This window comes from Bifidobacterium vansinderenii (assembly GCF_002234915.1).
Lineage (GTDB): Bacteria > Actinomycetota > Actinomycetes > Actinomycetales > Bifidobacteriaceae > Galliscardovia > Galliscardovia vansinderenii.
The window spans coordinates 1-25791 of record NZ_NEWD01000022.1 but is presented as its reverse complement, the minus strand read 5'-3'; the positions used below and the strand labels follow the sequence as shown (position 1 = coordinate 25791).

The 25791-nt window shown below is 62.5% G+C and carries 17 protein-coding genes; 9 read left to right on the top strand and 8 right to left on the bottom strand.

Features of this window, described 5'->3' with window-relative positions:
- Positions 1-57: 57 nt before the first annotated feature.
- From rsmA to Tam10B_RS08380, 3 genes are all read left to right on the top strand, one after another.
- Complete coding sequence (gene rsmA, locus Tam10B_RS08390; protein ID WP_093960801.1) at positions 58-1017, top strand: 16S rRNA (adenine(1518)-N(6)/adenine(1519)-N(6))-dimethyltransferase RsmA; 960 nt, start codon at positions 58-60, stop codon at positions 1015-1017.
- Positions 1017-2027: a 4-(cytidine 5'-diphospho)-2-C-methyl-D-erythritol kinase gene (locus Tam10B_RS08385; RefSeq protein ID WP_233133665.1), complete on the top strand. Its 1011-nt coding sequence runs from the start codon at positions 1017-1019 to the stop codon at positions 2025-2027. The genes rsmA and Tam10B_RS08385 overlap by 1 nt, the downstream gene beginning before the upstream one ends.
- A 258-nt stretch (positions 2028-2285) precedes the next feature.
- On the top strand, positions 2286-7199 hold the full coding sequence (locus Tam10B_RS08380; protein WP_158214176.1) for an Ig-like domain-containing protein: 4914 nt from the start codon (positions 2286-2288) through the stop codon (positions 7197-7199).
- A 201-nt stretch (positions 7200-7400) separates the two neighbouring features.
- Here Tam10B_RS08380 and Tam10B_RS08375 read toward each other — a convergent pair whose 3' ends face one another.
- The 4 genes from Tam10B_RS08375 to Tam10B_RS13260 all read right to left on the bottom strand — a co-directional run bounded on the left by Tam10B_RS08375 (position 7401) and on the right by Tam10B_RS13260 (position 9302).
- Entirely contained in the window at positions 7401-7814 is a 414-nt protein-coding gene (locus Tam10B_RS08375) for a hypothetical protein (RefSeq protein WP_233133664.1), read from the bottom strand.
- Between the two features lie 137 nt (positions 7815-7951).
- Positions 7952-8383 carry a hypothetical protein gene (locus Tam10B_RS08370; protein WP_093960798.1) on the bottom strand — a complete coding sequence of 144 codons (432 nt, stop codon included), beginning with the start codon at positions 8381-8383 and terminating at the stop codon, positions 7952-7954.
- A 192-nt stretch (positions 8384-8575) separates the two neighbouring features.
- The gene (locus Tam10B_RS13840) at positions 8576-8710 is read right to left on the bottom strand and encodes a hypothetical protein (protein ID WP_408606650.1); all 135 of its coding nucleotides are present in this window, start codon (positions 8708-8710) and stop codon (positions 8576-8578) included.
- Positions 8711-8714: 4 nt separating this feature from the next.
- On the bottom strand, positions 8715-9302 hold the full coding sequence (locus Tam10B_RS13260; protein ID WP_332881265.1) for a LytR/AlgR family response regulator transcription factor: 588 nt from the start codon (positions 9300-9302) through the stop codon (positions 8715-8717).
- Positions 9303-9529: 227 nt separating this feature from the next.
- On the opposite strand from Tam10B_RS13260, the gene Tam10B_RS08360 reads away from it, so the two are divergent.
- A complete protein-coding gene (locus Tam10B_RS08360; protein ID WP_093960796.1) occupies positions 9530-10165 on the top strand; it encodes a LytR C-terminal domain-containing protein in 636 nt (211 codons plus the stop codon).
- Here Tam10B_RS08360 and Tam10B_RS08355 read toward each other — a convergent pair.
- A complete protein-coding gene (locus Tam10B_RS08355) occupies positions 10162-11583 on the bottom strand; it encodes a CCA tRNA nucleotidyltransferase (RefSeq protein ID WP_093960795.1) in 1422 nt (473 codons plus the stop codon). The two genes, Tam10B_RS08360 and Tam10B_RS08355, sit on opposite strands and share 4 nt — an antisense overlap.
- Before the next feature lie 76 nt (positions 11584-11659).
- On the opposite strand from Tam10B_RS08355, the gene Tam10B_RS08350 reads away from it, so the two are divergent.
- From Tam10B_RS08350 to Tam10B_RS08340, 3 genes are all read left to right on the top strand, one after another.
- Positions 11660-12421 carry an NUDIX hydrolase gene (locus Tam10B_RS08350; protein WP_269843588.1) on the top strand — a complete coding sequence of 254 codons (762 nt, stop codon included), beginning with the start codon at positions 11660-11662 and terminating at the stop codon, positions 12419-12421.
- Between the two features lie 75 nt (positions 12422-12496).
- The gene (locus Tam10B_RS08345) at positions 12497-14812 is read left to right on the top strand and encodes a DUF6049 family protein (protein ID WP_143248605.1); all 2316 of its coding nucleotides are present in this window, start codon (positions 12497-12499) and stop codon (positions 14810-14812) included.
- Positions 14809-18912 carry a murein biosynthesis integral membrane protein MurJ gene (locus Tam10B_RS08340; RefSeq protein ID WP_093960793.1) on the top strand — a complete coding sequence of 1368 codons (4104 nt, stop codon included), beginning with the start codon at positions 14809-14811 and terminating at the stop codon, positions 18910-18912. The genes Tam10B_RS08345 and Tam10B_RS08340 overlap by 4 nt, the downstream gene beginning before the upstream one ends.
- 792 nt (positions 18913-19704) lie before the next feature.
- Here Tam10B_RS08340 and Tam10B_RS08335 read toward each other — a convergent pair.
- On the bottom strand, positions 19705-20328 hold the full coding sequence (locus Tam10B_RS08335; RefSeq protein WP_158214173.1) for a TetR/AcrR family transcriptional regulator: 624 nt from the start codon (positions 20326-20328) through the stop codon (positions 19705-19707).
- A 387-nt stretch (positions 20329-20715) separates the two neighbouring features.
- Here Tam10B_RS08335 and trxB point away from each other — a divergent pair, with 387 nt between their 5' ends.
- Entirely contained in the window at positions 20716-21666 is a 951-nt protein-coding gene (gene trxB / locus Tam10B_RS08330; protein ID WP_093960791.1) for a thioredoxin-disulfide reductase, read from the top strand.
- A 151-nt stretch (positions 21667-21817) separates the two neighbouring features.
- Positions 21818-22843 (top strand): threonine aldolase family protein, encoded by a 1026-nt coding sequence (locus tag Tam10B_RS08325; protein WP_093960790.1) that lies wholly within the window; start codon positions 21818-21820, stop codon positions 22841-22843.
- A gap of 207 nt (positions 22844-23050) precedes the next feature.
- Here the strand turns inward: Tam10B_RS08325 and Tam10B_RS08320 are convergent, their stop codons facing one another.
- Together Tam10B_RS08320 and Tam10B_RS08315 are read right to left on the bottom strand one after the other, a co-directional pair.
- Positions 23051-24445, bottom strand: coding sequence for a ParB/RepB/Spo0J family partition protein (locus Tam10B_RS08320; protein ID WP_093960789.1), 1395 nt, complete (start codon positions 24443-24445; stop codon positions 23051-23053).
- A gap of 1 nt (position 24446) precedes the next feature.
- Positions 24447-25451: a ParA family protein gene (locus Tam10B_RS08315; protein WP_093960788.1), complete on the bottom strand. Its 1005-nt coding sequence runs from the start codon at positions 25449-25451 to the stop codon at positions 24447-24449.
- Positions 25452-25791: the final 340 nt, after the last annotated feature.

Sequence of the window (25791 nt, the reverse complement as noted above, 5' to 3'; positions counted from 1 at the left end):
ACAGAGCCGATCGACACCGACCCTGACCACACCGACATCACGTAGTACGAGAGCGATATGACGAACACCACGGCCGACAACCCCGGCAACGCGCACACCACCGAATCCGCCGCCCATCAGGCCGACATCGACGACAGCGGTCTGCTCGGCGCGGCCGACATCCGCCGCATCGCCGCCGAGGCCGGCATCACGCCCACCAAGAAGTTCGGCCAGAACTTCGTGATCGACCCCGGCACCGTGCGCCGCATCGCCCGCACCGCCGAGATCGGCGAAGGCGATCAGGTGATGGAGGTGGGTCCCGGCCTCGGCTCGCTCACCCTCGCACTGCTGGAGACCGGCGCGCACGTGACCGCCGTGGAGATCGACCCGCCGCTGGCCGAACGCATCCCCAACACCGTGGCCGAACGCATGCCGGATGCCGCCGCGCGGTTCAGCGTGATCAACAAGGACGCGCTCAAGGTCACGCCCGACGACACCCCGCAGCTCGCGGACGCCGAATCGTTCACGCTCGTGGCCAACCTGCCGTACAACGTGGCCACGCCGATCATCATCACCCTGCTCGAACGCTACCCGAACCTGAGCAGCTTCGTGGTGATGGTGCAAAAGGAAGTGGCTGACCGCCTTACCGCGCAGCCCGGCAGCAAGATCTACGGCACCCCCACCGCCAAGCTCCACTGGTTCGGCACGTCCGAACGCGCCGGCATCATCGGCCGCAACGTGTTCTGGCCCGCACCGAACGTGGATTCCGCACTCGTCAAGTTCACGCGCACGCACACCGACCGCACCGACGCCGACGTGGCCGCACGCAAGCGCACGTTCGCCCTGGTCGATGCCGCATTCGCCCAGCGCCGCAAGACGCTCAACGCCGCATTGAAGAAGATCATGCCCAAGGAGGCGTTCGCTCTGGCCGGCATCGATCCGACGCTGCGCGGCGAGACCCTGACGATCGATCGGTTCGCCGCGCTCGCCGAGGCCGCGGCCCGCGTTGAAGAAGGTACGGACGGCAAGGAGGCCTGATGACCGCACCCAGCATCATGAACAGCGTTGATTCCACCGAATCGGCGGGCACGCCCACGCCGGCGGTGGTTCCCGCGCGGTCGCCCGAATCCGGTTCCGCGGAACCGGTGAACTCCGTGCGCGTGGAATGCCCGGCCAAGACCAACCTCACCCTGCGCGTGGGCGAATCCCGCGCCGAATGGGGCGGCCGGCACCGGCTCGACACCATCTACTGCGGCGTGGGCATCTACGACACGGTCACCGTCACGCGCAAGGCGCCCGGCACCGGGTTCAGCCTTGAGCTCGCCGGCAGCCATCTGGGCGATCTGGCGCTCGATCATGCCGACATGCGTCGCAATCACGCCGTCATGGCTCTGTTCGCGCTCGCCGAGGCCGCCGGTCAGTCCACCGACGTGGGTATCACGCTGGAGAAGCGCATTCCCGTGGGCGCCGGTCTCGGCGGGGGCTCCAGCGACGCTGCGGGCACGCTGCTCGCGCTGAACCGCCTGTGGGGTCTGAACTGGCCGGTCGAGCGTCTGCGCCCGATCGCCGCGAAACTCGGCGCGGACATGCCGTTCTGCCTTGCCGGCGGACTCGCGCACGGCACCGGCTACGGCGAGGTCATCGAAACCGTGGACGCCAGCCATCCCGACATTCTGCCCGGCATGCTCGGATGCATGGTCGTGGGCGCATACAACACGCAGCTGAGCACGCCCGACGTCTACCGCATGTTCGACGCGATCGGCGCGGGAACGAGCACGGACTCCGCCGCGAGCGCCGGCGGCATGGGATTCACGGCCAACGATCTGCAGAACGCCGCCGTCACTCTGCATCCGCGTTCCGGCGAGGCCATCCGCGCCGCGTTGGAGGCTGGCGCCACCGCCGCGTTTGTCTCTGGCTCCGGCCCGTCCGTGGTGGCCTGCGTGCCCGACGAGACCGTGTCCGCCGCCGTCTGCCGCGCCTGGATCAACGGCCGTCATGTCGACCGCCTCTTCGAGACCACCGCCCCGGTAACGCCCATCATCTCCTAGTTTCGGATTCACTGCGCGCCTGTTCCCATACACCCCGGGTGTTCCCCTCCGAACGAGTGAGAACACCCGATATCGTTGCAGAACCGCCATGTTCGCCGTGTCTTCCCACACGTTTGCATAACGTCGTACGTCCCACCGGCGTGTGGCAAAACCGGCGCGCCACCAAAGTGGAATCCTGATCGTGGAAGAGTATCAAACCTTGCGGAAACGCCGCCAATGACGCAGCCGCAAGACGAACCCCCACGGAAGGATTCACCCATGAGCGGACTACAAGACCGACTCACGACAGCCGGCCGGTCATTACGAAAAACATGGGCCATGGCCATTACCGGAGCCATGGTCACCGCACTCGCCGTAGCCGGCACCGCCGCCACAGCAACCACCGCATCGGCCGAACAGACGATCAGCTCTGACTCGGCCTTCAAGAACGTGGCGAACCGCGTTGCCGCAGGCCCCACGCATATGCTTGCCGTGCAGAAGGACGGCACGGTCGTCGCGTTGGGCGACAATTCCAGCGGACAGCTGGGCACCGGCAATCTCAATGATTCGATGTATCAGGCGACCAAGGTCTCCGGCCTGTCCGATGTGGTTGCCGTGGCCGCCGACCAGGATCAGTCGTTCGCGGTCAAGAAGGACGGCACCGTCTGGGCGTGGGGCAAGAACAAGGGAGCCGATCCGTATGTTGGTCACGACACTGCCGGCACGCTCGGCACCGGTTCCTCCGAAGACACGGTGACCACCCCGCAGCAGGTCAAGGGACTCTCCGACATTCAGTCCATCAGCGCCGCAGGTAACTCGGCGTTCGCGGTCAAGAAGGACGGCACGCTGTGGGCTTGGGGTCAGGATGGCGTTGCCCAGGGACCGTCATGGGTCGGCTGGCTGAGCGTCAAACGCGACGGCTACGGACCGACGTTCTCCAATTGGATTACCACCCCGCAGCAGGTCGTGACGAATCTCACCGACGGCACCCCGATCACGGACATCACCGCGGTCGCCACGGCCGTGGACAGTGAGGCTGGCGTCAACGAGACTCTTGCCCTCAAGTCCGACGGCACGGTATGGTCATGGGGATTCAACGGCCGTTTCAAGGGCTGGAACGGCGTATATCCGTATGACGATCAGGGACTGTTGGGCACCGGCAGCGAAGACGGCCCCATCGAATACGCCAAGCAGGTGAAGTCCCTGAGCAACATCACCTCCATCGCCGCCGGCTCCGGCCAGTTCTACGCGGCCAATAAGAGCACCACGACCTATGCGTGGGGCCGCAACAACGATCACATCATCGAGAACGATGCCGATATGCTGTCCACTCCGGCAAAGGTGACGTTGAGCAATGCCAAGGTTCTTGCCGTGGACGGCCGACACACCGTGATCGTGCACAATGACGGCACGCTGTCCGAACGCATCAAGGGTTCGGATTCCAAGGTCGCCACGACCAAGATCGACAAGGATGCTGATGGCGAGGACTTCACCAAGGTGGTGTCCGCCACGGTCAGCGGCAACGACTATTACCTCGCGGTGAAGGCCGACGGTTCAGTCTGGCTGCATGGCGAACTCGGCAACAAGGTAAAGTTCACCACCACCGCCCCCACCAAGATCAAGGGCGTAACGGTGGAAGCGCCGAATATCGACGACTCCGACAACAAGCCCGGTAACAGCGGCAATACCAATTCAGCGAAGACGGCCTCCTCATATATCGCAACCGGTCGTAACCATATACTCGCCGTCCAGAAGAACGGCGTCGTCGCCATGGGCAAGAACAACAGCGGCCAATTGGGCAACGGCACCACCACGGACCCCCAGACACCAATGACTCCGGTCACGGTACGCGGGCTGTCCGACGTGATCTCGGTTGCAGCCAATGATGACCAATCATTCGCGGTGAAGTCCGACGGCACGGTCTGGGCATGGGGCAACAACACCGGAGACGACCGCTATGCCGGAGACAAAGCCGTCGGTATCCTCGGCACTGGTTCATCCCAGGCACAGGTGTCGACCCCGGAACAGGTGAAAGGACTGACCAAAGTCAAGTCCATCAGCGCTGACGGGCATGCCGTATTCGCACTCAAGTCCGACGGCACGGTCTGGGCATGGGGTCTCAACGGCACCAGTACGAACTCACATCCCATTCAGAACCTGCTGGGAATCAAGAAGGACGGCTCCTCCAACTGGGTGACCTCACCGCAGCAGGTACAGAACCTCGATAACGTAAAGTCCATCGCAACCACATCCTTTGACGTCGGCTGGAACGAGACTTTTGGCGTCAAGTCCGACGGCACTGTCTGGGCCTGGGGATTCAACGGTTTCGAGAAGAACACCGATGGCGTGTATCCGCGCGACGATCGTGGACTGCTCGGCACGGATGACGAAACCAACTCCGTAGTGGCCGAACCCAAGCAAGTGCGAAATCTGACCAATATCACGTCCATCACTGCAGGAACCGGCGCTTTCTACGCGCAGGATGAGAGCGATAATCTTTGGGAATGGGGACAGAATAGCGATCATATTCTCGATACGAACGAGCTGGATCTGATCAAGACTCCTACTAGGATGAGCATTAAATCTGCAGATAAGTCCATTCCGGTACGGTCCATAAACGCAGATGGTCGCCGCGTAGCATTGACGACAACAACCGGTACGGTATATGAGTGGGGTGATTGCACCAAGAGTACGACCCCCCATCACGTTGCTAAAGACGCGGACGGCAGCAATTTCAATAATGTGACTACCGTTGACGTAGGCGGCTCAGATTATGCCGCTGCCTACGATCGTATGGCCTACACGATTGCGGTCAAGAACGACGGTTCCCTCTGGGCCTGGGGTAATTTCGGAGAAACCGATTGGCAGTCCGAAAAGCCTATTCAGATCAAGGGCGTGACGGTGGATGCGCCGGACACGGGCGTTCCCGTTTCCTCGATCAAGATTTCCGGCGACGGAGTGAAGGATGGCAAGCGGAGTCTGGACGTCGATAAATCGGTCGAGCTGACCGCCACTGTCTCCCCCACCAACGCCACCGATAAGTCGGTACGCTGGACGTCCTCCGATGAGAGCGTCGCTACCGTATCGAACAAGGGCGGCAAGGTCACCGCCGTCAAGCCCGGCAAGACCACGATCACCGCCACATCAGTGTCCAACCCGAAAGTAACCGCCAGCATTGAAGTCACCGTCTATAACGAGCTTCAGATCACCGGCGATGGCGTTCAGGATGGCAAGCTGTCATTGAAGAGGGACCAGTCCGTGACGCTGACCGCTTCGATGTCCGGCTCCCCGGTGAACAACGAACGACTCGAATGGAAGTCCTCGGACACCGACATCGCAACCGTGGATGCCGAAGGCAAGGTGACAGCCAAGACCAACGGCAAAACCACGATCACCGCCACCCTCAAGGACAACGGCAGCACCAAAATCTCCGCCAAGCTGGAGGTCACCGTCGCCGGCGGCGGCTTCCTTGTCGAGCGGGATGGATGGCAGTTCGCGAATCCCGACAAGAAGATGAAATTAGAAAAGGAGCAGTCGCAGCGCCTAGACGCTCTCGAGCAAAAGAACCCGGCCACGGGCAAAGTGCTACGAGATGCGTACGAGAAGGAGAATAACGGCGGTGGACTGTGCTATGGCATGTCCGTGCTCTCCATGCTCATCTACACGGGCCAGACGCAGGTGCAGTATCTGCAGGGCAACGCCAAGGCCACACATGACGTCAAGGAGGCAAACGCATTCCCCGAAATCTCCTACTACCATCTCCTCAAGTACCTGCCGAGTGTGGTCGCGGGTTGGAACACGGACTATGGAACCCCTAACCAGATGCCCAACTTATGGAGCATGGCGGAAACCGCTGAGTCCGGAGGGGAACCCTTCGGCATCCTTCTCGCCTACTACCACATGGGCAACAACAACGAACCTGATTTGAACACGGGCAGCTCGCATGAAATCGTGGGTATTGGAGCTGAAACTAACGGCAAATGGACCATCAACAACCGCACTTACACCAAGAGGGTCCGCGTCTATGATCCCAACTGCCCCACAGGTTTCCACCCCAGCCTCACGTGCCACGACGCGCAGTATCTCTATGTCGATACGGAGACCGGATACTGGGATTACCCGACCATGAACACATCCAAGCCTGGCACGGCGGCAGCTTCAAAGGAACTTGGCGCAAAAATCGTGGCGCAATCACTTGACACGCTAACCGGCCGTGGAATCACGGATAGCAACGGCATAGTCCTACATACCGACGATAAGACGGCCCACGGTCTGAATCTCTCTGTCGGTTCCGCGGGCAGCTGGTCCTACAGCGATCTGGCGCTGGGCAAGGCGTCTGGCATCAGTCTGGTTCCCGACCCGGATGGTGACGGTCAGAGCGGCCAGAACATCGTTCTGCCGTCCGATGGCGGGGACTACACGCTGACGTCCAAGGCCGAGACCGTGAACTACTCCCTGAGCAACGGCAACCGGTATCTGACTGCCAACGTCACCAACGCCGGCAGCGTCACCTTCACCAAGGATGCCAACGCACGTATCAACGCCAGCAACGGCGATTGGACGCTCGCGGCAACCGACAACGCCGACAAGGACCGCCTGTACACCTATCAGGCCAGCGGCAGCAACGGCGGCAACGTCCAGCTCGCCCGCGCCAAGGACATCGGCTACATCCTCACCGCCGACAATCTCCACAACGTCAAGGTTGAGGCGTCCAACATCAGCGACAAGAAGGCGCTGACCATCGACACCGACGCCAAGGCCGTGCAGATCAAGCAGGACGGCAGCCAGATCCAAGCCCTGATCGACAAGGACGGCGACGGCGTCTACGAGACCGTCATCGCCCGCAGCGGCGACAACGGCGGCGATAACGGCAAGGACGATAACGGCAACACCGACAACCCCGGCGACAATAAGCCCGGAGACAACAACGGCGGCAACGATTCCAAGAACGATGGCGACCACACCGCCAACAACAACGGAACCGGCACCACCAACGGCACCAACGGCAACTCCGCCAACGCCAACGGCCAGAAGCAGGACAACGCCAAGTCCAAGGCCAACACGAACGCGACTGCGAACAGGATTAGGAAACTCGCCAGAACCGGCACCCCGATCCTCGCCCTCGTCACGCTCCTGACCTGCCTGACCATCGCCGGCGTCGTCACCCTCCGTCAACGCCGCACCAACCACTAACCACTAACCAACCCCGTGGCTCCTCTCCTCCGAGAGGAGCCACTTCTTTTTTTGCCTACCCTTACCCAGCCCACATAACAAAACCGCACCTTGATTTACATCGGACTTTCTCCGACCTAAATCGAGGTGCGGTCGTGTGAGGAAGCGCTCAAAAAACGCTACGTACAAACCACTACAGACTCGCTACAGCCTCACGCCAACCTACAAACTATTAAGGGCGTCTTCGAAGCTATAGATGCTCTGCCGATACACCCACTGGTTGCATCCGCGGAACCATTCCGCCCAGTCGTCGTTGAACAACCCTAGGAATCGCACCGGCAGATCCGTGAACGTGGTAAAGAACGGTCCCCACGAATCCCACCACAACGAGGTGAACGCCCACGCCAGAATCGGAATGATGATCAGCAGCGCCGGAGACACGATCAGCAGATACATAAGCCATATCAGATAGTTACCGGCGCCGCTCATGCCCGCATTGGGCTCCAGAAGTCTCATGAACAGATTGGCCAGCAGATTGACCGGAAGCAGCAGCACGGCGATCCAGACGAGCACCACCAAGCCCAACAGCAGTTTCTGGAACAGGAACACCACCGCGGCCAGGATCAGTGCCAGCACGCCCCCGCAAACCAACACCAGGCCAAGGACGTCATCTTCTTCTTCCTTTACGAATACATATCGCGCCATATCTTCTCCCTACTCTTCTCCCCGCAACGGTTTGTCATATAAGAACGGCTACGCGGCGTAGGAACGACTCACACGTGGCGGGTGTTGCCGGTGTACTGGTCCACGATGTCACCGTGTACGACACGACCAGTCTTTGCATCTCGCGCCTGTCCGGTGCTTTCGTCGTAGATGACCTCACCGCTGTACTTGTCGGTGCCGATGCCCCTAGCTCCCAGGAAGATTCCGATGATGCTCACATACAGGCAGATCTTCACCGTAACGAGCAATCCCTGCATCCAGCAGCGGAAGAGCGTACGCCCGAGCTCATCCGCAGGCGTACGGACTTTCACCCACAGGAAGCAAAGGACCGTTATGGCGAGGCAGCCGATGCAACCCAGCAGACCGACGACCGCTCGGTTTGATTCCTCACCGATGAAGATGTATACGATGCTCATAACCGCCGCGACCATGCTATAGAAGAAGCAAAACGCGACGAACTTGTTATAGCGACGCTTGACCATGACGATACCGAACCTTTCTCTCTCATGTACGGGTACGGTTTCATTGTCCGGAACTGTCTATGCTCCATCCAGCCGAACACGCCGCCGCATGCACCTTCCTATTCCAACGTTGCGCGCATCTATATGTACGTGTACGCGTGTGTATGCACGTGCATGTGTGCGCCCGATCAGGCGATGCCGGCCGCACACGGTTTATCGATATTTCACGGTCTGTTTCATATACCGCTGATATTCAGCCACGACTTCGGATTTGCCATTGATGCGGATCGGCACGGTACTGCCGTCGTCAAGCAGGAATACGCAGTCAACGATTTCGGCGACATGCATCGGATTAACCAAGTAGCTCCGATGACATCGAAGCAATCCCCCCCCCTGAGGCTTCAAGCCGAGAGAGCGGCATATATGTCGGAATATCCTGATTGGAGGTATGAATGACGATCCGATTGCGTTTCGACTCTGCGTAGAGGATGCTGGCCACGGGCACACGTAGCGTCACGCGTTCCGAAACCACCGTGATCGCGGCCGAATGATGGCGCCCGGAGTCAAGCACCATGCCCAGCAGCTGCGCCGCATCGGCAACCTTGACTGGTTTGACCAGAAAATTCAGCGCCTGCACGCTGTATCCGTGAATCGCATAGTCGCTGCAGTCGGAAACGAAGGCGAGCGGCAGTTTCACGTCCCACCGCCGCAGCTGCTGCGCCACGGTCAAGCCATCCAGCTGCTTGCTGTTCTTGCGAATGCTCAGTATCACCAGATCGGAACCATGTTCCTCGATCGACTCCATGAGTTCTCCCGCACGTGTATGCACGGTAATCGAAAGAGTCACGGACCGACCAAGCGCCGCATGCCGGAACGCATCGGCGAGATGCCCGGCATCCGTACGGTCTTCCTCATATACGTCGATTCGCAAAACATTCATAATTTTCAGCGTACTTACTGGAGGGTCACTGCGCACTCCCAGAATCGCACGTTTGCAACGGAATAGCGCACGTCTGAATCGACTATGGCGCAGGTAGGGGGCATCATGCCACCCTGACCGGCAATCGGCCCATAAAAATGTAAACATCCGGGCAAACGCCAAAGGACCGTCAGGCAGTCGGGTTAATGTGTAATGCAATCACAGACAGACAAGGAGCTAGGACCGTCATGACGACTCCGGAAGCCTTCGACGAACGCAAGGCACGTCAGCAATTCGTACGCGACCGCCAGAAGATCGTGTTCACCGTCGCCATCGGCGCTCTGGCGATCGCCCTGGTCGTCTCGTTCCTCTTCTATTTCGGCGTGCTCGGCAAGACCGCCACGACCACCAACGCCGCGCAGCCCAACTACGGTGTGACCGCCCCGTGCCCCACCGCGGCAGACGGCGCCACCGCCAAGGCCCTGAACCCGAGCACCATCAACGTGCGTGTGCTCAACGGCACCGACAAGGCCGGTCTGGCCGACGCGGTGAGCGAGTCGCTGACCAACCGCGGCTTCGTGTCCAAGGGCGTGTCCAACTATCCCGGCACCGCCACGATCAAGCGCACGGAGATTCGCTTCGGCAAGAACACCATCAACGAGGCGTACACACTCGCCGGTCATTTCAATGACGCGATCCTGCGCATGGACGACCGCGAGGACAAGCTCATCGACGTGGTGATCGGCTCCACGTTCTCCGACCTTGTGGATGAGGACAAGATCGCGACCAAGACCGATGCCGATCTGACCGCGATCGAGGGCTGCAAGGCCGCCGACCAGATGGGCGACCTGCCCAAGGCCGTGGACCACGAGGCCGTGAACTAGGCCTCGGCGCCCTCCTCCTCATACCAGCGCTTGAGCTCGGCGACGGCCACGTCATGCTCCACGGGGCCGTTGTCGAGTCGGTAGTCAAGCATGTGCTTGCGCGCGCGGCCGACCTCGCGGCCGGGCGTGAGTCCGAGGATCTCCATGATCTCGTCGCCGTCCAGATCGGGGCGGATCGCGTCGATGTCCTCTTTCTTCTTCAGCTCGATCACGCGCGCCTCCATGTCGTCCATGGCCTCGGAGAACATGCGCGCCTTGCGCTTGTTCTGCGTGGTGGCGTCGGCGCGGGTAAGACGGTTGAGACGGTGGTACAGATGCCCGGCGTCGCGTACGTAGCGGCGCACGGCGGCGTCGGTCCACGGCTCGTCGATGTAGCCGTGGAAGCGCAGGTGCAGCGCCACCAGATCGGCCACGTCCTCCACGATGTGATGGTCGAAGCGCAGCGCCTTGAGCCGCTTGCGCGTCATCTTGGCACCCACCAGATCGTGATGGTGGAAGCTCACCTTGCCGCCGGCCTCGAATCGGCGGGTGCGCGGCTTGCCCACGTCATGCATAAGCGCGGCCAGGCGCAGCGTCAGATCGGGCGCGGGCACGGGGCCGTCCGGGCCGGTTTCGAGTGCGATCGCGCGATCCACCACCATGAGCGTGTGCTGGAACACGTCCTTGTGGCGATGATGCTCGTCGAGTTCGAGCTGCAGCGCGGGGATCTCCGGCAGCACGATGTCGGCCAGACCGGATTCCACGAGCGCCTCGATGCCGGCGTGCGGATCGTCGCTCATGAGCAGCTTGGTCAGTTCGTCGCGCACGCGTTCGGCCGACACGATCTCGATGCGGTCCACCATGGCGGTGATCGCCTCGGCGGTCTCCGGTTCGATGCGGAAGCCGAGCTGCGCCACGAATCGCACGGCGCGCATCATGCGCAGCGGATCGTCGTCGAACGACTGTCGCGGATCGACCGGCGTGCGCAGAATCTTCTTGTTGATGTCGTTGGCGCCGCCGAACGGGTCGACGAACTCGCATTCGGGCACGCGCAGCGCCATCGCGTTGACGGTGAAGTCGCGGCGCGACAGATCGCCTTCGAGACTGTCGCCGTAGTTGACCTCCGGCTTGCGTGATTCGGGATCGTACTTGTCGGAACGGTAGGTGGTCACTTCCACGCCGATCTCGCTGCCGTCGGCGCGCTTCTTCATCGCGCCGAGCGTGCCGAACTTGCGTCCCATGTCCCAGAACCCGTTGCCCCACTTGCGCAGGATGGGCTCGAATTCCTCGGGACGCGCGGAGGTGCAGAAGTCAAGATCGTGCGAGGGACGGTGCAGCAGCAGATCGCGTACGGGCCCGCCCACAAGCGCCAGTTCATAGCCCTGTTCCTTGAACAGCTCACCCAGTTCAATGGCCTCAGGCCAAACCTCGAATCCCACTCCGTGCTCCTTTCGCTGTGCGCAATCAAGCTTACCGTTACCCCACCTGCACATTGTTTTGCGTATTGTAGAAGGTATGACTACTCCCGGGGATGTTGCGCGCATGATGGCCCGTGCCGCCAGTTCTTCGGGCAATCATACCCAAAATGACGGGGTTTCCGACCTGTTCGACGACGCCTTCGACGAGTGCGAACCGCGTCCTCTGTACAGCTCTCAGACCCCGAAATATGGACAAAGTATCACATTGCGACTGCCTGAGGGACAAGTTGAATACGTCGAGGCGCAGATCGACGTGCGTGAGGTGTCCGACAGTCCGATTCCGATGCGTCCGACGCCCGCGATCATGGCGAAGAAGCAGACCCAGCCCACCACGTTCGCGTCGCTCGACGCCCGCGAGCTGCCCGTGGTGCGCGAGTATTCCGCAGGCGGACTGATCTTCGACGACAAGGACCGCGTGGCGATCATCGCCCGTCATTCCCGTTCCGGCCATTTGGAATGGTGCCTGCCGAAGGGGCACATCGAAAAGGGGGAGACCCCCGAGCAGACCGCCGTGCGCGAGGTGCACGAGGAGACCGGCATCCTCGGCGAGGTGATCACCTCCATCGCCACGATCGACTACTGGTTCACCGGCACCGCCCAGCGCGTGCACAAGCTCGTCCATCATTACGCGCTGCGTCGCGTCAGCGGCGAGCTCACCGTGGAGGGCGATCCCGATCACGAGGCGGAAGACGCCATCTGGGTACGTTTTGATGACTTAAGTGACGTCCTGAGCTATCCTAACGAACGTAGGATTGCGTGGCTGTACGCGCGAAAGCATAAGAGCAACGCTAAGAAGTAACGCTGGAAGTCACTAGAAGTAAGGGCCGTTTTGCTTGTGAATACCGGAGGCCATACCGGCCGCAGCGGAGGCACTATGCCCGGCAGGGCGTTACGACGCCTACGTGTGTTCGTTGATGTCTGCCTTGCCATGATGATCGCGCTGGCGATGGTGTTCGCCGGAGTCACGCCGACATACGCCGCCGACGATGCGACGGGCAAGGTATCGGTCAGCCTTGAATCGGGCACCAGCGCCACGATCAACGGCACCGACGACTACACCGCCGTCGTGACGATCACGAACGGCACCAACAGCATGCTCGCGTCCGGCGAAGTGAAGGTGCTGACCAATCCGAAATACTCGTTCAACTCCAGTTCGCTGATGCAGTCATGGGCCGACGGATCCACGTCCGACGCCCGGCTGCGCCGACTGAACACCACGCTCGCCACCGCCACCGTGGACTCCATCGAGGCGGGCGGCAGCCGCACCGTCACGCTCACCGCGCACGCCAAGCCATCATCCGACTCATCGTCGTCGGACTCGAACGGCTCCGACAGCGTGCTCGACCAGTTCACCTCATGGGGCGCCAAGCCGCTCAACATCACATACGCGTCGCAGAACTCCGACGGCGACAACGTAACAGCCAACATCCACTCGTTCGTCACGCGCACGCAGGACGGACTCAACGTCGACTCCACACCGCAGCTGGGTCTGACCATGGCGCTGCCGCTGGCGGGCTCCGACTGGCAGGTCAGCACCAACGACGTGCAGAACCTGCTCACCCACGATCAGAGCGCCAGCGCCACGTCCGACGGCAACGGTTCCGACGCATCCGGCAACGGCAACGACTCCGCCGACGCCGCGGCGAAGTCCGCCACCGTCACCTCGCTCACCGCCAAGCAGCGGCGCAACCAATCGGCGCTCGCCTCTGCACTGCGCCGCCACACCGCCGTGCAGACCGTGGCCGATTCGTCGTATCTCACCACGTTCTCCGGCACCCCGCAGATCGCCGCACTCATGCAGCCGCGCGGATTCGACCTCGCATTCCAGTCGCAGACCGCCGACTCCCTGCCGTGGAAGGACGCCGGACTGACCGACGACCTGTGGAAGGCGTCCACCGCCACCGACCTCTACCACAGCGTCACCGGCGACGAGAAGACCACGCCCGCCACCGTGGCCTGGCAGTCCACCGCATCCTGGACGACCACGGCGCTCACCGCCGCCAAATCGCAGGGATACTCCGCCGTCGTGGCCGAAACCGACTACGACACCGACTCCCCCACCGCCGTACACACGTCGAAGATGGTCGTGCCCACCAACGCCGGCGACATGACCGTGCTCACCACACAGCGCGACCTCAGCGCACTCGCACAGGACTCCGCCACCTCAACCGACGCCAAGGCGCAGGCCGAAGGCACCACGGCCGGCCGCATGGCCCGATTCGTGGCGCAGAGCGCGTTCTACCAGATGGAGCGCCCCTACGAGGACCGCACGCTACTCGTCTCGTTCGGCACGAACGCCAGCGCCACCACGGTGGAATCGCTCATGACGCAGCTGGAATCCTGCTCCTGGCTCAAGCTCGCCAGCCTCGACGATCTGATGCAGGCCCAGCCGTCGATCAGCGGCGACGACGCGGCCGAGCGCGCGTCGGAAGTGCCCTCGATGGCCGAAGCCGCCAACACCGACGCCGACTCAAACCCGTCCGACTCCGACAACGCCAACGCGACCGCCGCCACCGCCGAACGACTGAGCGGCCAGGTCTCCACGCTGCGCGACGCCTACGCCGAGATCACGCGCTTCGCCGACAACGTGCTCGCCAAGGACAGCACCGGCGACTCCGGCAACGGCACCGACGGCACCGCCAAGCTCAGCGACTCCGCAGCCCGCTGGGTCACCTCCCTGCGCTCCGCCTACGCCGACCTGGCACTCAAGGCATTCAGCAGCTCCAAGACCAACGACCAGCGTCTCGTCAAGGCCGCAGGACGCATCGCCAACGGACTGTTCTCCGGCGTCAGCGTGGCCAAGCCCGACTCGATCAACATCGTCAGCCAGAGCGCGAGCATGCCCGTCACCATCGCCAACAGTCACCCGTACGCCGTACGCGTCCGACTCATGGCGGGCACCGACTCCGAACAGATCGTCTCCTCCTCCGGCGAGGAGCTCACCATTCCCGCCAACTCCGAAGTGCAGTCCACGCTCACCATCCGCGTGCTGAGCTCCGGCACGGCCACCGTGACCATCCAACTGCAGGACGCCAACGGCCAGCCCATCAGCGACACCGCCGAGGCGAAAATCACCAGCGTTCTGCAGATCAATGACTGGAGCGGCTACGCGATCCTCGCGCTCGCCGTGCTGCTGGGCCTGCTCGGCCTGTGGCGACAGTTCCATCGTGTAAAGGACCCCGACGAATGAGTTCCCAGAGCTCCGAACAATCGAATTCCGTAGGACGCAACTCGTTGATCATGGCCGCCGGCACGGCGGCCTCGCGCGTTACCGGCCAGATTCGCTCGATCCTGCTGGCCGCCGCAATCGGCACCACCGGCATCGCCGCGAACGCCTACCAGACCGGTTCCATGATCCCGCAGGTCATCTTCACGCTGATCTCGGGCGGCATCTTCAACGCCGTGCTCGTGCCGCAGATCGTGCGCACGCTCAAGCACGAGGACGCGAACGAACGTCTCAACAAGCTCATCACCGTGTCGATCGCGCTGCTCATCGCCGTCACCGCCGTGATGATGCTGGGCACGCCGCTGGTCACCCGCCTGTACGTGAACCCGAACTGGGCGCCGGAACAACGCGCCCTCGTCAACGCGTTCACGCTGTGGTGCATGCCGCAGATCTTCTTCTACGGCCTGTATCTGGTGCTCGGCCAGATCCTCGCCGCCAAGGGACGGTTCGGCATGTACGCGTGGAGCTCGGTGGGCGCGAACGTGATCAGCTGCGCCGGCTTCACCGCGTTCATCATGCTGTTCGGCAAGGCCGACCGCGCGCCGATGGACTTCTGGACCGAGGACAAGATCCTGCTCACCGCGGGAACGTGGACGCTGGGCGTGGCCTTCCAGGCGGTGATCCTGTTCCTGCCGCTCATGCGTCTGGGACTGCACTACCGGCCCAAGTGGGGCCTGCACGGCATCGGTCTGCGCTCGATGGGCAAGGTGGCCGCGTGGAGCCTCGCCATGACCGTGCTCAACCTGATCGTGGGCATGGTCACGTCGCAGATCAACACGGGCGCCCCGCACGCCGGCCATGACCTGTACAACATCGCCGGCAACGGCTCGTACCAGTACGCGTACTCGCTGTACATCCTGCCGTATTCACTGATCGCGGTGTCGATCACCACGGCCGTGTTCCCCAAGCTGTCGCGTGCGATCAGCGATCACGACGTGGCCACCGCGCGCGAGGATCTGAGCTCGTCGCTGCGCACGGTCGGTCTGTCGATGGTGTTCTTCTCCGCCGCGCTCATCGCCATGCCCGTGCCGATCACGCGAGCGCTGCTGCCGTCCGTGAACGTGCATGACGCGCTGCTGATCGCCGGACCGTTGGTGACGCTGTCGATCGGTCTGGTGCCGATCAGCGCGTTCCTGCTGATCCAGCGTACGTTCTACGCGTACGAGGACGGCAAGAGTCCGTTCCTGTTCGCCCTGCTGGAGAACGCGGTGCAGATGGCGCTGCTGCTGCCGGCGATCATGATCGCGCCGCCGCAGCAGTGGGCCACGCTGGTGGGTCTTGCGCTGAGTCTCGCGTACATTCTTACGATTCCGTTCATCTTCCTGCGTCTGCGCAAGCGCATGGGCGGCAATCTCGACGGTCGTCGCATCATCGTCATGCATGCCAAGGCGATCGTGGCGGGCGTGGTGGCGGGCGTGGCCTGCTGGCTGGCGTGCAAGCCGGTCATGCGTCTGCTGCACGTCGACGTCGGCCCGTTCGACGGTCATATGGGATGGATCGATTCGCTGATCATCTGCATTGTGGGCACGATCGTGACGGGCGTGGTGTACGCGCTGCTGCTGATGGTGCTGCGCGTGGACGAGTTCACGTCGCTGGTCAACGCGGTCAGGGCACGATTCCTGCGTCGCGGCGGCGCGAGCACCGGCGCGAACGCGGCGAACACAGCCACCGAGCCGGACTCCGGAGACGAGGATGCGAGTTTTGTGGCCCCGTCGCCCGACGATCAGGTCAAATCCGGCAATGCCAACGATAGCAACGCGGATCAGGCGTCTACCGGACGCGACGAAACCACAAAACTCGGGGCATCGTCCGCAACACCGACTGCCGCGCCTGCCGTAACGCCGCCCGCGACACCCCCGTCCACCCTTTCGACGTCATCGAAACCTTCACCGCAGACGGTCGCGGACCGCATCCCATCGGGCAGTCCCACTTATAGAATGACTAAGGCCCATCAACAGCTTGATTTATTCGCAGGGAAGAGCAACACCACTATGAAGCCAGGACTTGGAGATACCCTCATCGACCGCTATACGCTGGTGCAGATCCTGCGTGAGGAGCCCGGCATCTCGGTCTGGCGGGCGAACGACAGCGTGATGGCCAAGGACTGCCAGCTCTTCCTGATCACCGACTCCACCATCGCCGGCATGGCCAACGATGTGGCGAGCGCGCTCACGCTGAGCCGCAACAAGCACTTCACCCCCATTCAGCAGATTCGTTCCGACGAGGGCGCGTGCATCATCGTCACCGATCTGGATCACGGCATTTCGCTCGAACGCTATCTTGCGCACAACGCCGACGATTCGACGCATGCGCTGAGCGCGGAGGCCATCCGCACGATCATGGGCGAGACCGTGGAGGCCGCCAAGTCGCTGCGCCAGTCCGGGCTGAACCATCGTGCCATCTCCGCCGCCACGATCCGCATGACGTCGCAGAGCGTAACGCTGGCCGATGCGCCGATCTCCGCCGCGCTCGTGCCGCCGCTGCTGCGTCACGCCGGCGAGAACCCCGATTCCGAATCCGTGGTGATCCGTCAGATCGCCGCCGTGCTGTATCAGGCGCTGACCGGTCGTGTGTTCGATCCGGCCGACGAGAACGCGCTCGACAGGCTGCCGGCGGGTACCCCCGACGAGTATGCGATCCTGTGCGCGCGTGGCCTTGGCATTCACGACCGCGATCATGATGCGCCGATCCCGATCAGCACACTCGACGAGTTCGAGGCGCTGCTCGGCATGTGGAAGCCGATGACCGAGCTGACCCGTGACGACATCGTCATTCCGTCGCATCCCTCCAGCCCGTCGGTGAAGCTGGCCGAGTTCCGCCCGGCCAACGAGACGAGCATCGTGCCGATTCCGCAGTCGTTCCTTGCGGTGAGCGAGCCGCAGATCGCGCAGCAGCCGAGTGAGCTGACGTGGCGCCCGAACCAGCTGTTCTCCAAGAGCGAGGTGGACAACGTCGATCCGAGCGACTTCGAGGACGACGGCGTGCCGCTGGGCGTGATGCCGCAGGGCGGCAAGGACTTTAGCGGACGCCCGACGATGGGTCTCGATGTGGCGTCGATTCGCGCCGCACGCGGTGCGCACGACTTCGGCGACGAGGACACGTGGGAGGGTGATCCCGAGAACGTGCCGCTGCCGGGTGGCGTGACCGGGCAGGTGGCGCCGCCGAGCTTCACTCCGGCCGAGAGCGCCGCGCAGCGTTCCGAGAACGGCGCTGCTGCCGGTGCCGAGGAGGATCCGGAGACCACGATGGTGATCGAGCCGCTGCCCGCGAGCTTCGAGCCGCAGGTGCCGGTGAATCCGCCGTCGTACATGGAAACCCCCGAGCCGGCCGAGACCAACGCCACTCCGGAGACCAAGCGCAAGCTGGGACGCAAGCGCATCGCGATCGTGGTGGGCACCGTGGTGGCGCTGTTGGCGATCTTCCTGGGATCCGCCGCCGCTCTGGGCCTGTTCTCCCCCAAGGGCGAGAGCCAGAAGTCCAGTGCGTGGCCGTCGTTCAATTCGTCCGATGTGGCGTTCCCCGGCGCCACGCAGTCGGCCTCGCCGTCCGCTTCCGCCGGTTCGAGCGATTCGGCGAGCGCTTCCGGTTCCGAAAGCGCCTCCCCGTCCGAGTCGGCCTCGTCCCCCGCGTCCACGGAGAAGAAGTCGGCCGAAGCCACGCCCACCGTGATCACCGCCGACAAGAACGCGAAGAAGGTGCCCGATCCGAAGCAGACCGAGGCACCGCAGAACACCACGGAGTACGCCACGTCGTCGCAGACGTTCGTGAACCGTACGAGCCAGTACAACGGCCGTGGATGGCACATTCGCCTCACGCAGCCGCAGGACGTGTCCCGTCTGGTCGTGTCGATCAGGCAGTCGGGTGGCAAGGCGCAGGTGTACGCGGGCGCCACGAGCAGCGATCCGACGGGCGGCGAGCTCGTGGGCGAGTTCTCGTTCGACGCGAGCGGCACCACCGAGGTGAAGCTCAACAAGACCGTGAACACGCAGGACATCGTCATCTGGGTGCCGGTAGACACCACCCCCGAAGGCGGCCTCTACTTTAACGGCGTCAAGGTCTACTGAGTCCTACGCGCTCCCCTCGGAGAGAGAACCCGTCAGGCGCGCGACAAGGCAACGTCGATGTGCTTCAGCTGAGGGGAGGGGTGAGCCAACCCCATACAGCGCATCTACAGAACCCGTCCGAGGCCACATACCCGGGCGGGTTCGTTCATATCCGACTCCGTTCCGCCCCCGTGAACCCACTTTTGACACTTCCAATGCTTATTCGCCGCACGCGTGCGTCCGATGAACCTCGTATGCCGTGCCTCCGTGCTTATTCGACGCACGCACGCGTCCAATGAGCACCGTATCGACCCTTCCCGTACGTATCTGACGCATGCATGCGTCCAACAAGCACCGTACTAAGTTCTTCCGTGCTTATTCGACGCACACATGCGTCAGACAGCCCCCGCAGCCACTCGTTGCAGGCGTATCCGACGCACGCATGCGTCCGATGAGTACGGATCGCAAATCATCCTGATTACAGCCAGCCGTCATTCGGCAGCAAGCCGTAGTCACCCCGGTTTGATTACGATCCATCAGCGATTCGTCACGAACCGTAATCAAACCACGTCCTTCGAGTACGATCCGTCAGTCATGCGAAACACAACGTAATCGCAAACCCGGCTACGGTTACGATCTGCAGATAAACCGTAACGGAACGTAACCGCAGCTCCCTCGCCGAGTACGTTCTGTCAATCACACGTAACGGAACGTACTCGTAGTGCCGTCTTCGGTTACGTTCCGTCGCATCGTCGCAACCGAACGTAACCGCAACCGTACGGCACCCCGCAGCGTGTTAGCCCCACGTCCGCGTTACATATACCCTTCCCAGATCGACGCGGGGAACAGCGAGCGCTCCACCGCATCCCACCGTTCGAGCAGCGTGTGCTCCGGATTGCGCAGCCAGCTGATCTGGATGCCGTCCATCGCCCGGTACGCGGTCATCATCACCTCCGGCGTCGCCACGCCGTCCGGCGCATACCAGATGTCGGCGTACGCCACCTCGGTCAGTGCGGCGTCGCGCTCACGGAAATACTCGTACGCGGGATGATCGGGGTTGAGCGCCTCGGCGTTCATGGTGGTGAACAGTCGCACGAGCTGCGGCCGCTGCTCGTTCACGGTGGCGAGCTCGCGGAAGTACGAGGGGATGCGCAGTCGTTTGTCGGCCGGCACCGGGCCGTCGTATTGCAGCAGCTCGCGCACGGCCATGTTGACCCGGGTGGGCTGGTCGTAGCAGTCGTTGAGCACCATGCACAGCAGGTTGTCCTTGCTGGTCACGTAGTGCAGCAGCCCGGCCTTGGAGATGCCCACACGTTCGGCGATGTCACGCAGCGAGGTGCCGTAGTAGCCGGATTCGCCGAACAGCGTGGCGGACACGTCCTCGATCTGCCGAACGCGCGGATGGATCTCCCGAATGGGCTTGATATGCGATTCCATATGCGGCCTTTCGTGTTGCGTCGTGCATACCGCCGTCGGTGCGCGACGCTCGCTGCCGGCGTGCATCACCCGTTCATGCGGCATCCGTCGACGATGCATTCGTACGGCACGACGACGCCTTCTTGCTCTGTCGGATATTCTCTGCTGGATATTGTACGACCGTACAGCAGCCCGAATCGTCCGGCGCCACGTAATCACATACTCGCGTACCCTACGCTGCGGGTTTATTGCAGTCGCGCGACAGACCCGCAGTCTGGCGACTCCCCCGCTGCAGGTTTGTCACGCGTACAGACGAACCCGCAACGAGTCACACACGAATAACCCGTGATCACGAATTCCGCTAACGGTGATACATGGAATCGGCACCCGCACGGTAGGGTGGGGCGTATGAGTGACATTCGCGACGCAATCATCATCGGGTCGGGCCCTGCGGGGTACACGGCCGCCATCTATCTCGCCCGCGCCGGATATCAGCCGCTGGTCATCGCCGGCGTGCTCAACCCCGGCGGGCAGCTGATCAACACCACCGAGGTGGAGAACTTCCCCGGTTTCCCCGAGGGCGTGCTCGGCCCGGATCTTATGGACCGCATGCGCGAGCAGGCGGAGAAGTTCGGCGCCATGATCGAGTATGACGACGTGACGTCGGTGGACTTCTCCGATGCGACGCCCGGTGCCGTCAGGACCGTGCGCACCGACGGCGGCAACGAATACCAGTCCCGCACGGTGATCGTGGCCACCGGTTCGGAGCCGCGCAAGCTGGGTGTGCCCGGCGAGAAGGAGTTCTCCGGCCGTGGCGTCTCGTACTGCGCCACGTGTGACGGCTTCTTCTTCCGCGACAAGCCGATCGTGGTGGTCGGCGGCGGCGATTCCGCCATGGAGGAGGCCGACTTCCTGTCCCGTTTCGGTTCGTCGGTCACGCTGGTGCATCGTCGTGACGAGTTCCGTGCGTCGCGCATCATGATCGAACGCGCGCAGCAGAATCCGAAGATCGAGTTCGTGATGAACGCCGTGGTCGATGAGATTCACGGCGATGATGCGAACGGCGCGACGAGCGTGACGCTGCGTAATGTGACGACCGGCGAGACGCGCGACATTGACGCGAACGGCGTGTTCGTGGCGATCGGCCACACGCCGCAGACCGCGTTCCTCGACGGTGCGCTCGAATTGGCGGCCGACGGCACGGTGATCGTGGACGGCGGTTCCACGCGCACGTCGGTGCCGGGCGTGTTCGCGGCCGGCGACAACGCCGATTCCGTGTATCGTCAGGCCATTTCCGCGGCCGGTATGGGCTGCCGCGCCGCGCTTGACGCGCAGATGTATCTGGTGGAGCAGGAGTAGGCGCGGCAGCGTCTGCCGTGAGGCTCTCACCGGGATCCCCGCGTGGAACAGTGCTCACTCGATGTTTCGCATGAAACATTCGATATCTGCTGTTCCACGCACTGATTCAGATAAGAGTCACATTCATCAACAGGGGGAAGAGAAGACCATCATGCTGTCTTTTGAGAACGACTACAGCGAGGGCGCGCATCCGGAGATTCTGCGCCGGCTCGCCGAAACGAACATGGAGCAGATCACCGGCTACGGCATGGATCATTACTGCGAGTCCGCCAAGGCGCGCATCCGCGAGGCGTGTGGGTGCCCGGACGCCGAGATCTGGTTCCTTGTGGGCGGCACGCAGACCAACATGACCGTGATCGACACGATCACCCCGCCGTACGCCGGTGTGGTGGCCGCCGAATCGGGCCATGTGAACGTGCATGAGGCCGGCGCGATCGAGGCCACCGGGCACAAGGTGCTCACGCTCCCCCAGCACAACGGCAAGATCGACGCAACTGAACTGCGTGACTACATCGCCACGTTCTACGCCGACGGCAACTATGAGCATATGGTGTTCCCCGGCAGCGTCTACGTTTCACAGTGCACCGAGTACGGCACGATCTACACCAAGGCCGAGCTGGAGACCATCGCCGACGTCTGCCATGAATACGGCATCCCGCTGTTTGTGGACGGCGCACGACTCGGCTACGCGCTCACCGCGACCGGCAACGACGTCACGCTGAAGGATCTGGCACGCATCGCCGACGTGTTCTACATCGGCGGCACCAAGGTGGGTGCGCTGTTCGGCGAGGCCGTGGTGTTCCCGCACGGCAACGCGCCCAGGCATTTCCTTACGCTCGTCAAGCAGCACGGCGCATTGCTGGCCAAGGGCTGGCTGCTCGGCCTGCAGTTCGACACGCTGTTCACCGACGACCTGTACACGCGCATCGCCCGCAACGCCAACGAGGCGGCCGACCGCATTCGTACGGCGCTGCGTGAGAAGGGGTATCGATTCGCCTTCGAGGCGCCCACGAACCAGATCTTCATCGTGCTTGACCAGCCGACCATCGACCGACTGAGCGCGCATGTGCGGCTCGGTTTCATGGAGAAGTACGACGACGAGCACTCGGTGATGCGCATCTGCACCAGCTGGGCCACCACCCCCGAACACGTCGACGAACTGATCGCGCTGCTGTAGTCGTTGCAGTCGTCGCAGTCGATCGGCGGCTCTGCCCGACTCTGTCTGACCGTGTGGAACATCGGTCTTTATGGTTCCACGTGAAACCATAAAGATGACCGAGTTTCACACTTGGTGTGGTCACACCAACGAAAAACGGCTCTCTATGTGAAACTAGAGAGCCGTTATGTTTCATGTGAAACGTTGGGGACTGTGTTTCTGACGAACTCACACCCAACCGTCGTTGCCAGCGGCGCCGGCGTCGTCACGACGGGCGATGGACAGCAGCTGCACGATGCGGTCGAAGTCCTCCTCGGACGCGAACGTAATCTCGATGCGACCCTTCTTCTTGGTGCCGCGGATCGCCACCTTGGTGTCGAACTGGTTCTCCAGCGAGTGCACCATATCGGAGTCGGACCACACGTTCTTGCGCGGCTTACGCTTCTTCTTGCCCGGATCCTTGGCAGCCTCGGTGGCCACGATCTCCTCCACCGAACGCACGGACAGGCCCTCGGCGATGATGCGATCGGCCAGCGCCTCCATCTGCTCGGACGTGGGCAGGCTCAGCAGCGCACGCGCGTGACCGGCCGACAGCACGCCTGCCGACAGCTTCTTCTGCACCGAGGCGGGCAGCTGCAGCAGACGCAGCGTGTTGGCGATCTGCGGACGGGACTTCGACACCGACTTCGACAGCTGCTCCTGAGTGAGGCCGAACTCGTCCAGCATCTGCTGGTAGGCGGCCGCCTCCTCGAGCGGGTTCAACGCCACGCGGTGCAGGTTCTCCAGCAGGGCGTCACGCAGCATGTCGTCGTCGGACGTGGTCTTGACGATCGCAGGGATCTCGGTGAGCCCGGTGAGCTTGCTGGCGCGCATACGGCGCTCACCCATGATGAGCTCGTAGGCGGCGGGCTTCTCCGCGGTGATGGCCTTCGCCGCACGCCTACGCACGACGATGGGCTGCAGCACGCCGACCTCCTGGATCGAGCGCGACAGCTCCATCAGCTCGTCCTCATCGAAGATGAGCCTGGGCTGATGCTCGTTGGGCATGATGTCCTTGATCTGCAGCTCGGCGAGGTAGCCGCCTTCGACCGGCTTGATGTCGCCGTCGGCCGCATCAGAGGACGATGCCGGCGCGGACACGGAAAGCTTCACCGCAGATGCGGGCACCTCGGCGGGAGCGGGGGCGGCAGGAGCCTCGGAAACGGCAGTCGACTCCGCGGCAGCGGACGGCTCCTCGTTCTTCTCGGCGGCCTGCGCGGCCGGAGCGGCCGGGGTCTCGCCGAAGAACATATCGCTGGGATGATCGCTCGGGTTCACCGAATCCACCAGCGACGGCATGCTCGGACGACGGGTCTTGCCCGTACGCTTCGCCGGGCGGGCAGGAGCGGCACTCTCACTGGATTCCTCGGCCTTGGACGCACCGGCCGACGGCTTCGGCTTGGAGGCGGAGGGCTTTGCCGCGACTTCCGACTTCTTCGCCGGCGCGGCTGCCTTCTTCTCCACCGGGGTGGGAGCGACCGGAGCCGGTTCGGGCTTCGGCACCCCCTGCAGTTCGGACTCGTCGGGGATGGTCGGGAACAACGCTCCCAGTCCCTTGCCCAAGCGACGTGAACGCGTTGCCATGTCAGTCACCATTCCTTCGTGCTGCGATAGTCTTCAGAACCCTTTCGGAACGCTTGGCGATCTCCAGAGCCGCCTCACGGTACGCCACCGCACCCGCACCGTTCGCGTCGTATGCAATAACCGACTTGTTGAAGCTCGGCGCCTCCGCGATCTTCACCGCACGCGGAATCGTGGTGTCGAGCACGATGTCGGGGTAATGCTCCTTCACCTCATCGTACACATCCTGACTCAGGATCGTACGACGGTCGAACATGGTGATGAGCATGGTGGAGATGATCAGATTCCTGTTGACCGTGCCCTGCACCAGACCGATGGTCTTGAGCAGCTGTCCCAGACCCTCCAGGGCGTAGTATTCCGCCTGGATCGGGATCAGCACCTCGTGCGCCGCGCACAGTGCATTGAGCACGAGCAGGCCGAGGCTCGGCGCGCAGTCGATGAAGACGTAGTCGTAGTGATCGCCGGTGTTCTTCAGATATTCGACGATGCTGTCACGCAGCAGGAACGTGCGGTTCTCCAGATTCGCGATCTCCAGTTCGGCGCCGGACAAATCGATGGTGGACGGCACGATCTCCAGTGTCGGGAAGTCCTCGCACGGTTGTTTCACGTCGTTGATGTCCAGACGGCCTTCGAGCACGTCATACACCGACGGGCTGCCGGAGGAATGTTCCGCACCGAACGCGGTGGAGGCATTGCCCTGCGGATCCATATCGACGACCAGCACGCGGGAACCGGAGTCGGCGAGCGCCGCGGCCAGATTCACCACGGTCGTGGTCTTGCCCACGCCACCCTTCTGGTTGGCGACGGCGATTACACGGGTTTCGGAGGGCTTGGGATACTGCGCTTCGCTGAGCTGCTGGCGCCTACGGGCGAGATCCACCAGCTGGGAGCCCATTGAGGAGGAGGATCCATCGTTGAAGATGCGGCTCAGCACATCGGTCGTGGATTCGATGTGCTCCCCCTGCTCCTGACCATCGGCCTGTGTTGTTTCACGTGAAACATTCGCCATGGTTCACCTTTCTTCGTTCAAATATTCTTCGATTGTATCCGAATCGGATTCCCATTGTGGTCATCACACACCGACAACGCAAGTCAAATCGATCGTTGTGGACGAATGTGGATATCTGTGGACAAAAATGTGGAAAACTCGTCGTTGATGCCTTTTCTTGCCGACCAAGCAATCGTTTGCCGAATCCCTAACATCGGCATGATTGCAACGATTAGACGACGTCTAAAAAGTTATCCACAATTTTACTGAGGTTTTCCACAATCTATCCACCGCACGGTGTGCATAACACGCACTATTCATGCATCAACGACATCGAAAACCGCAACACCGACGATCGGTG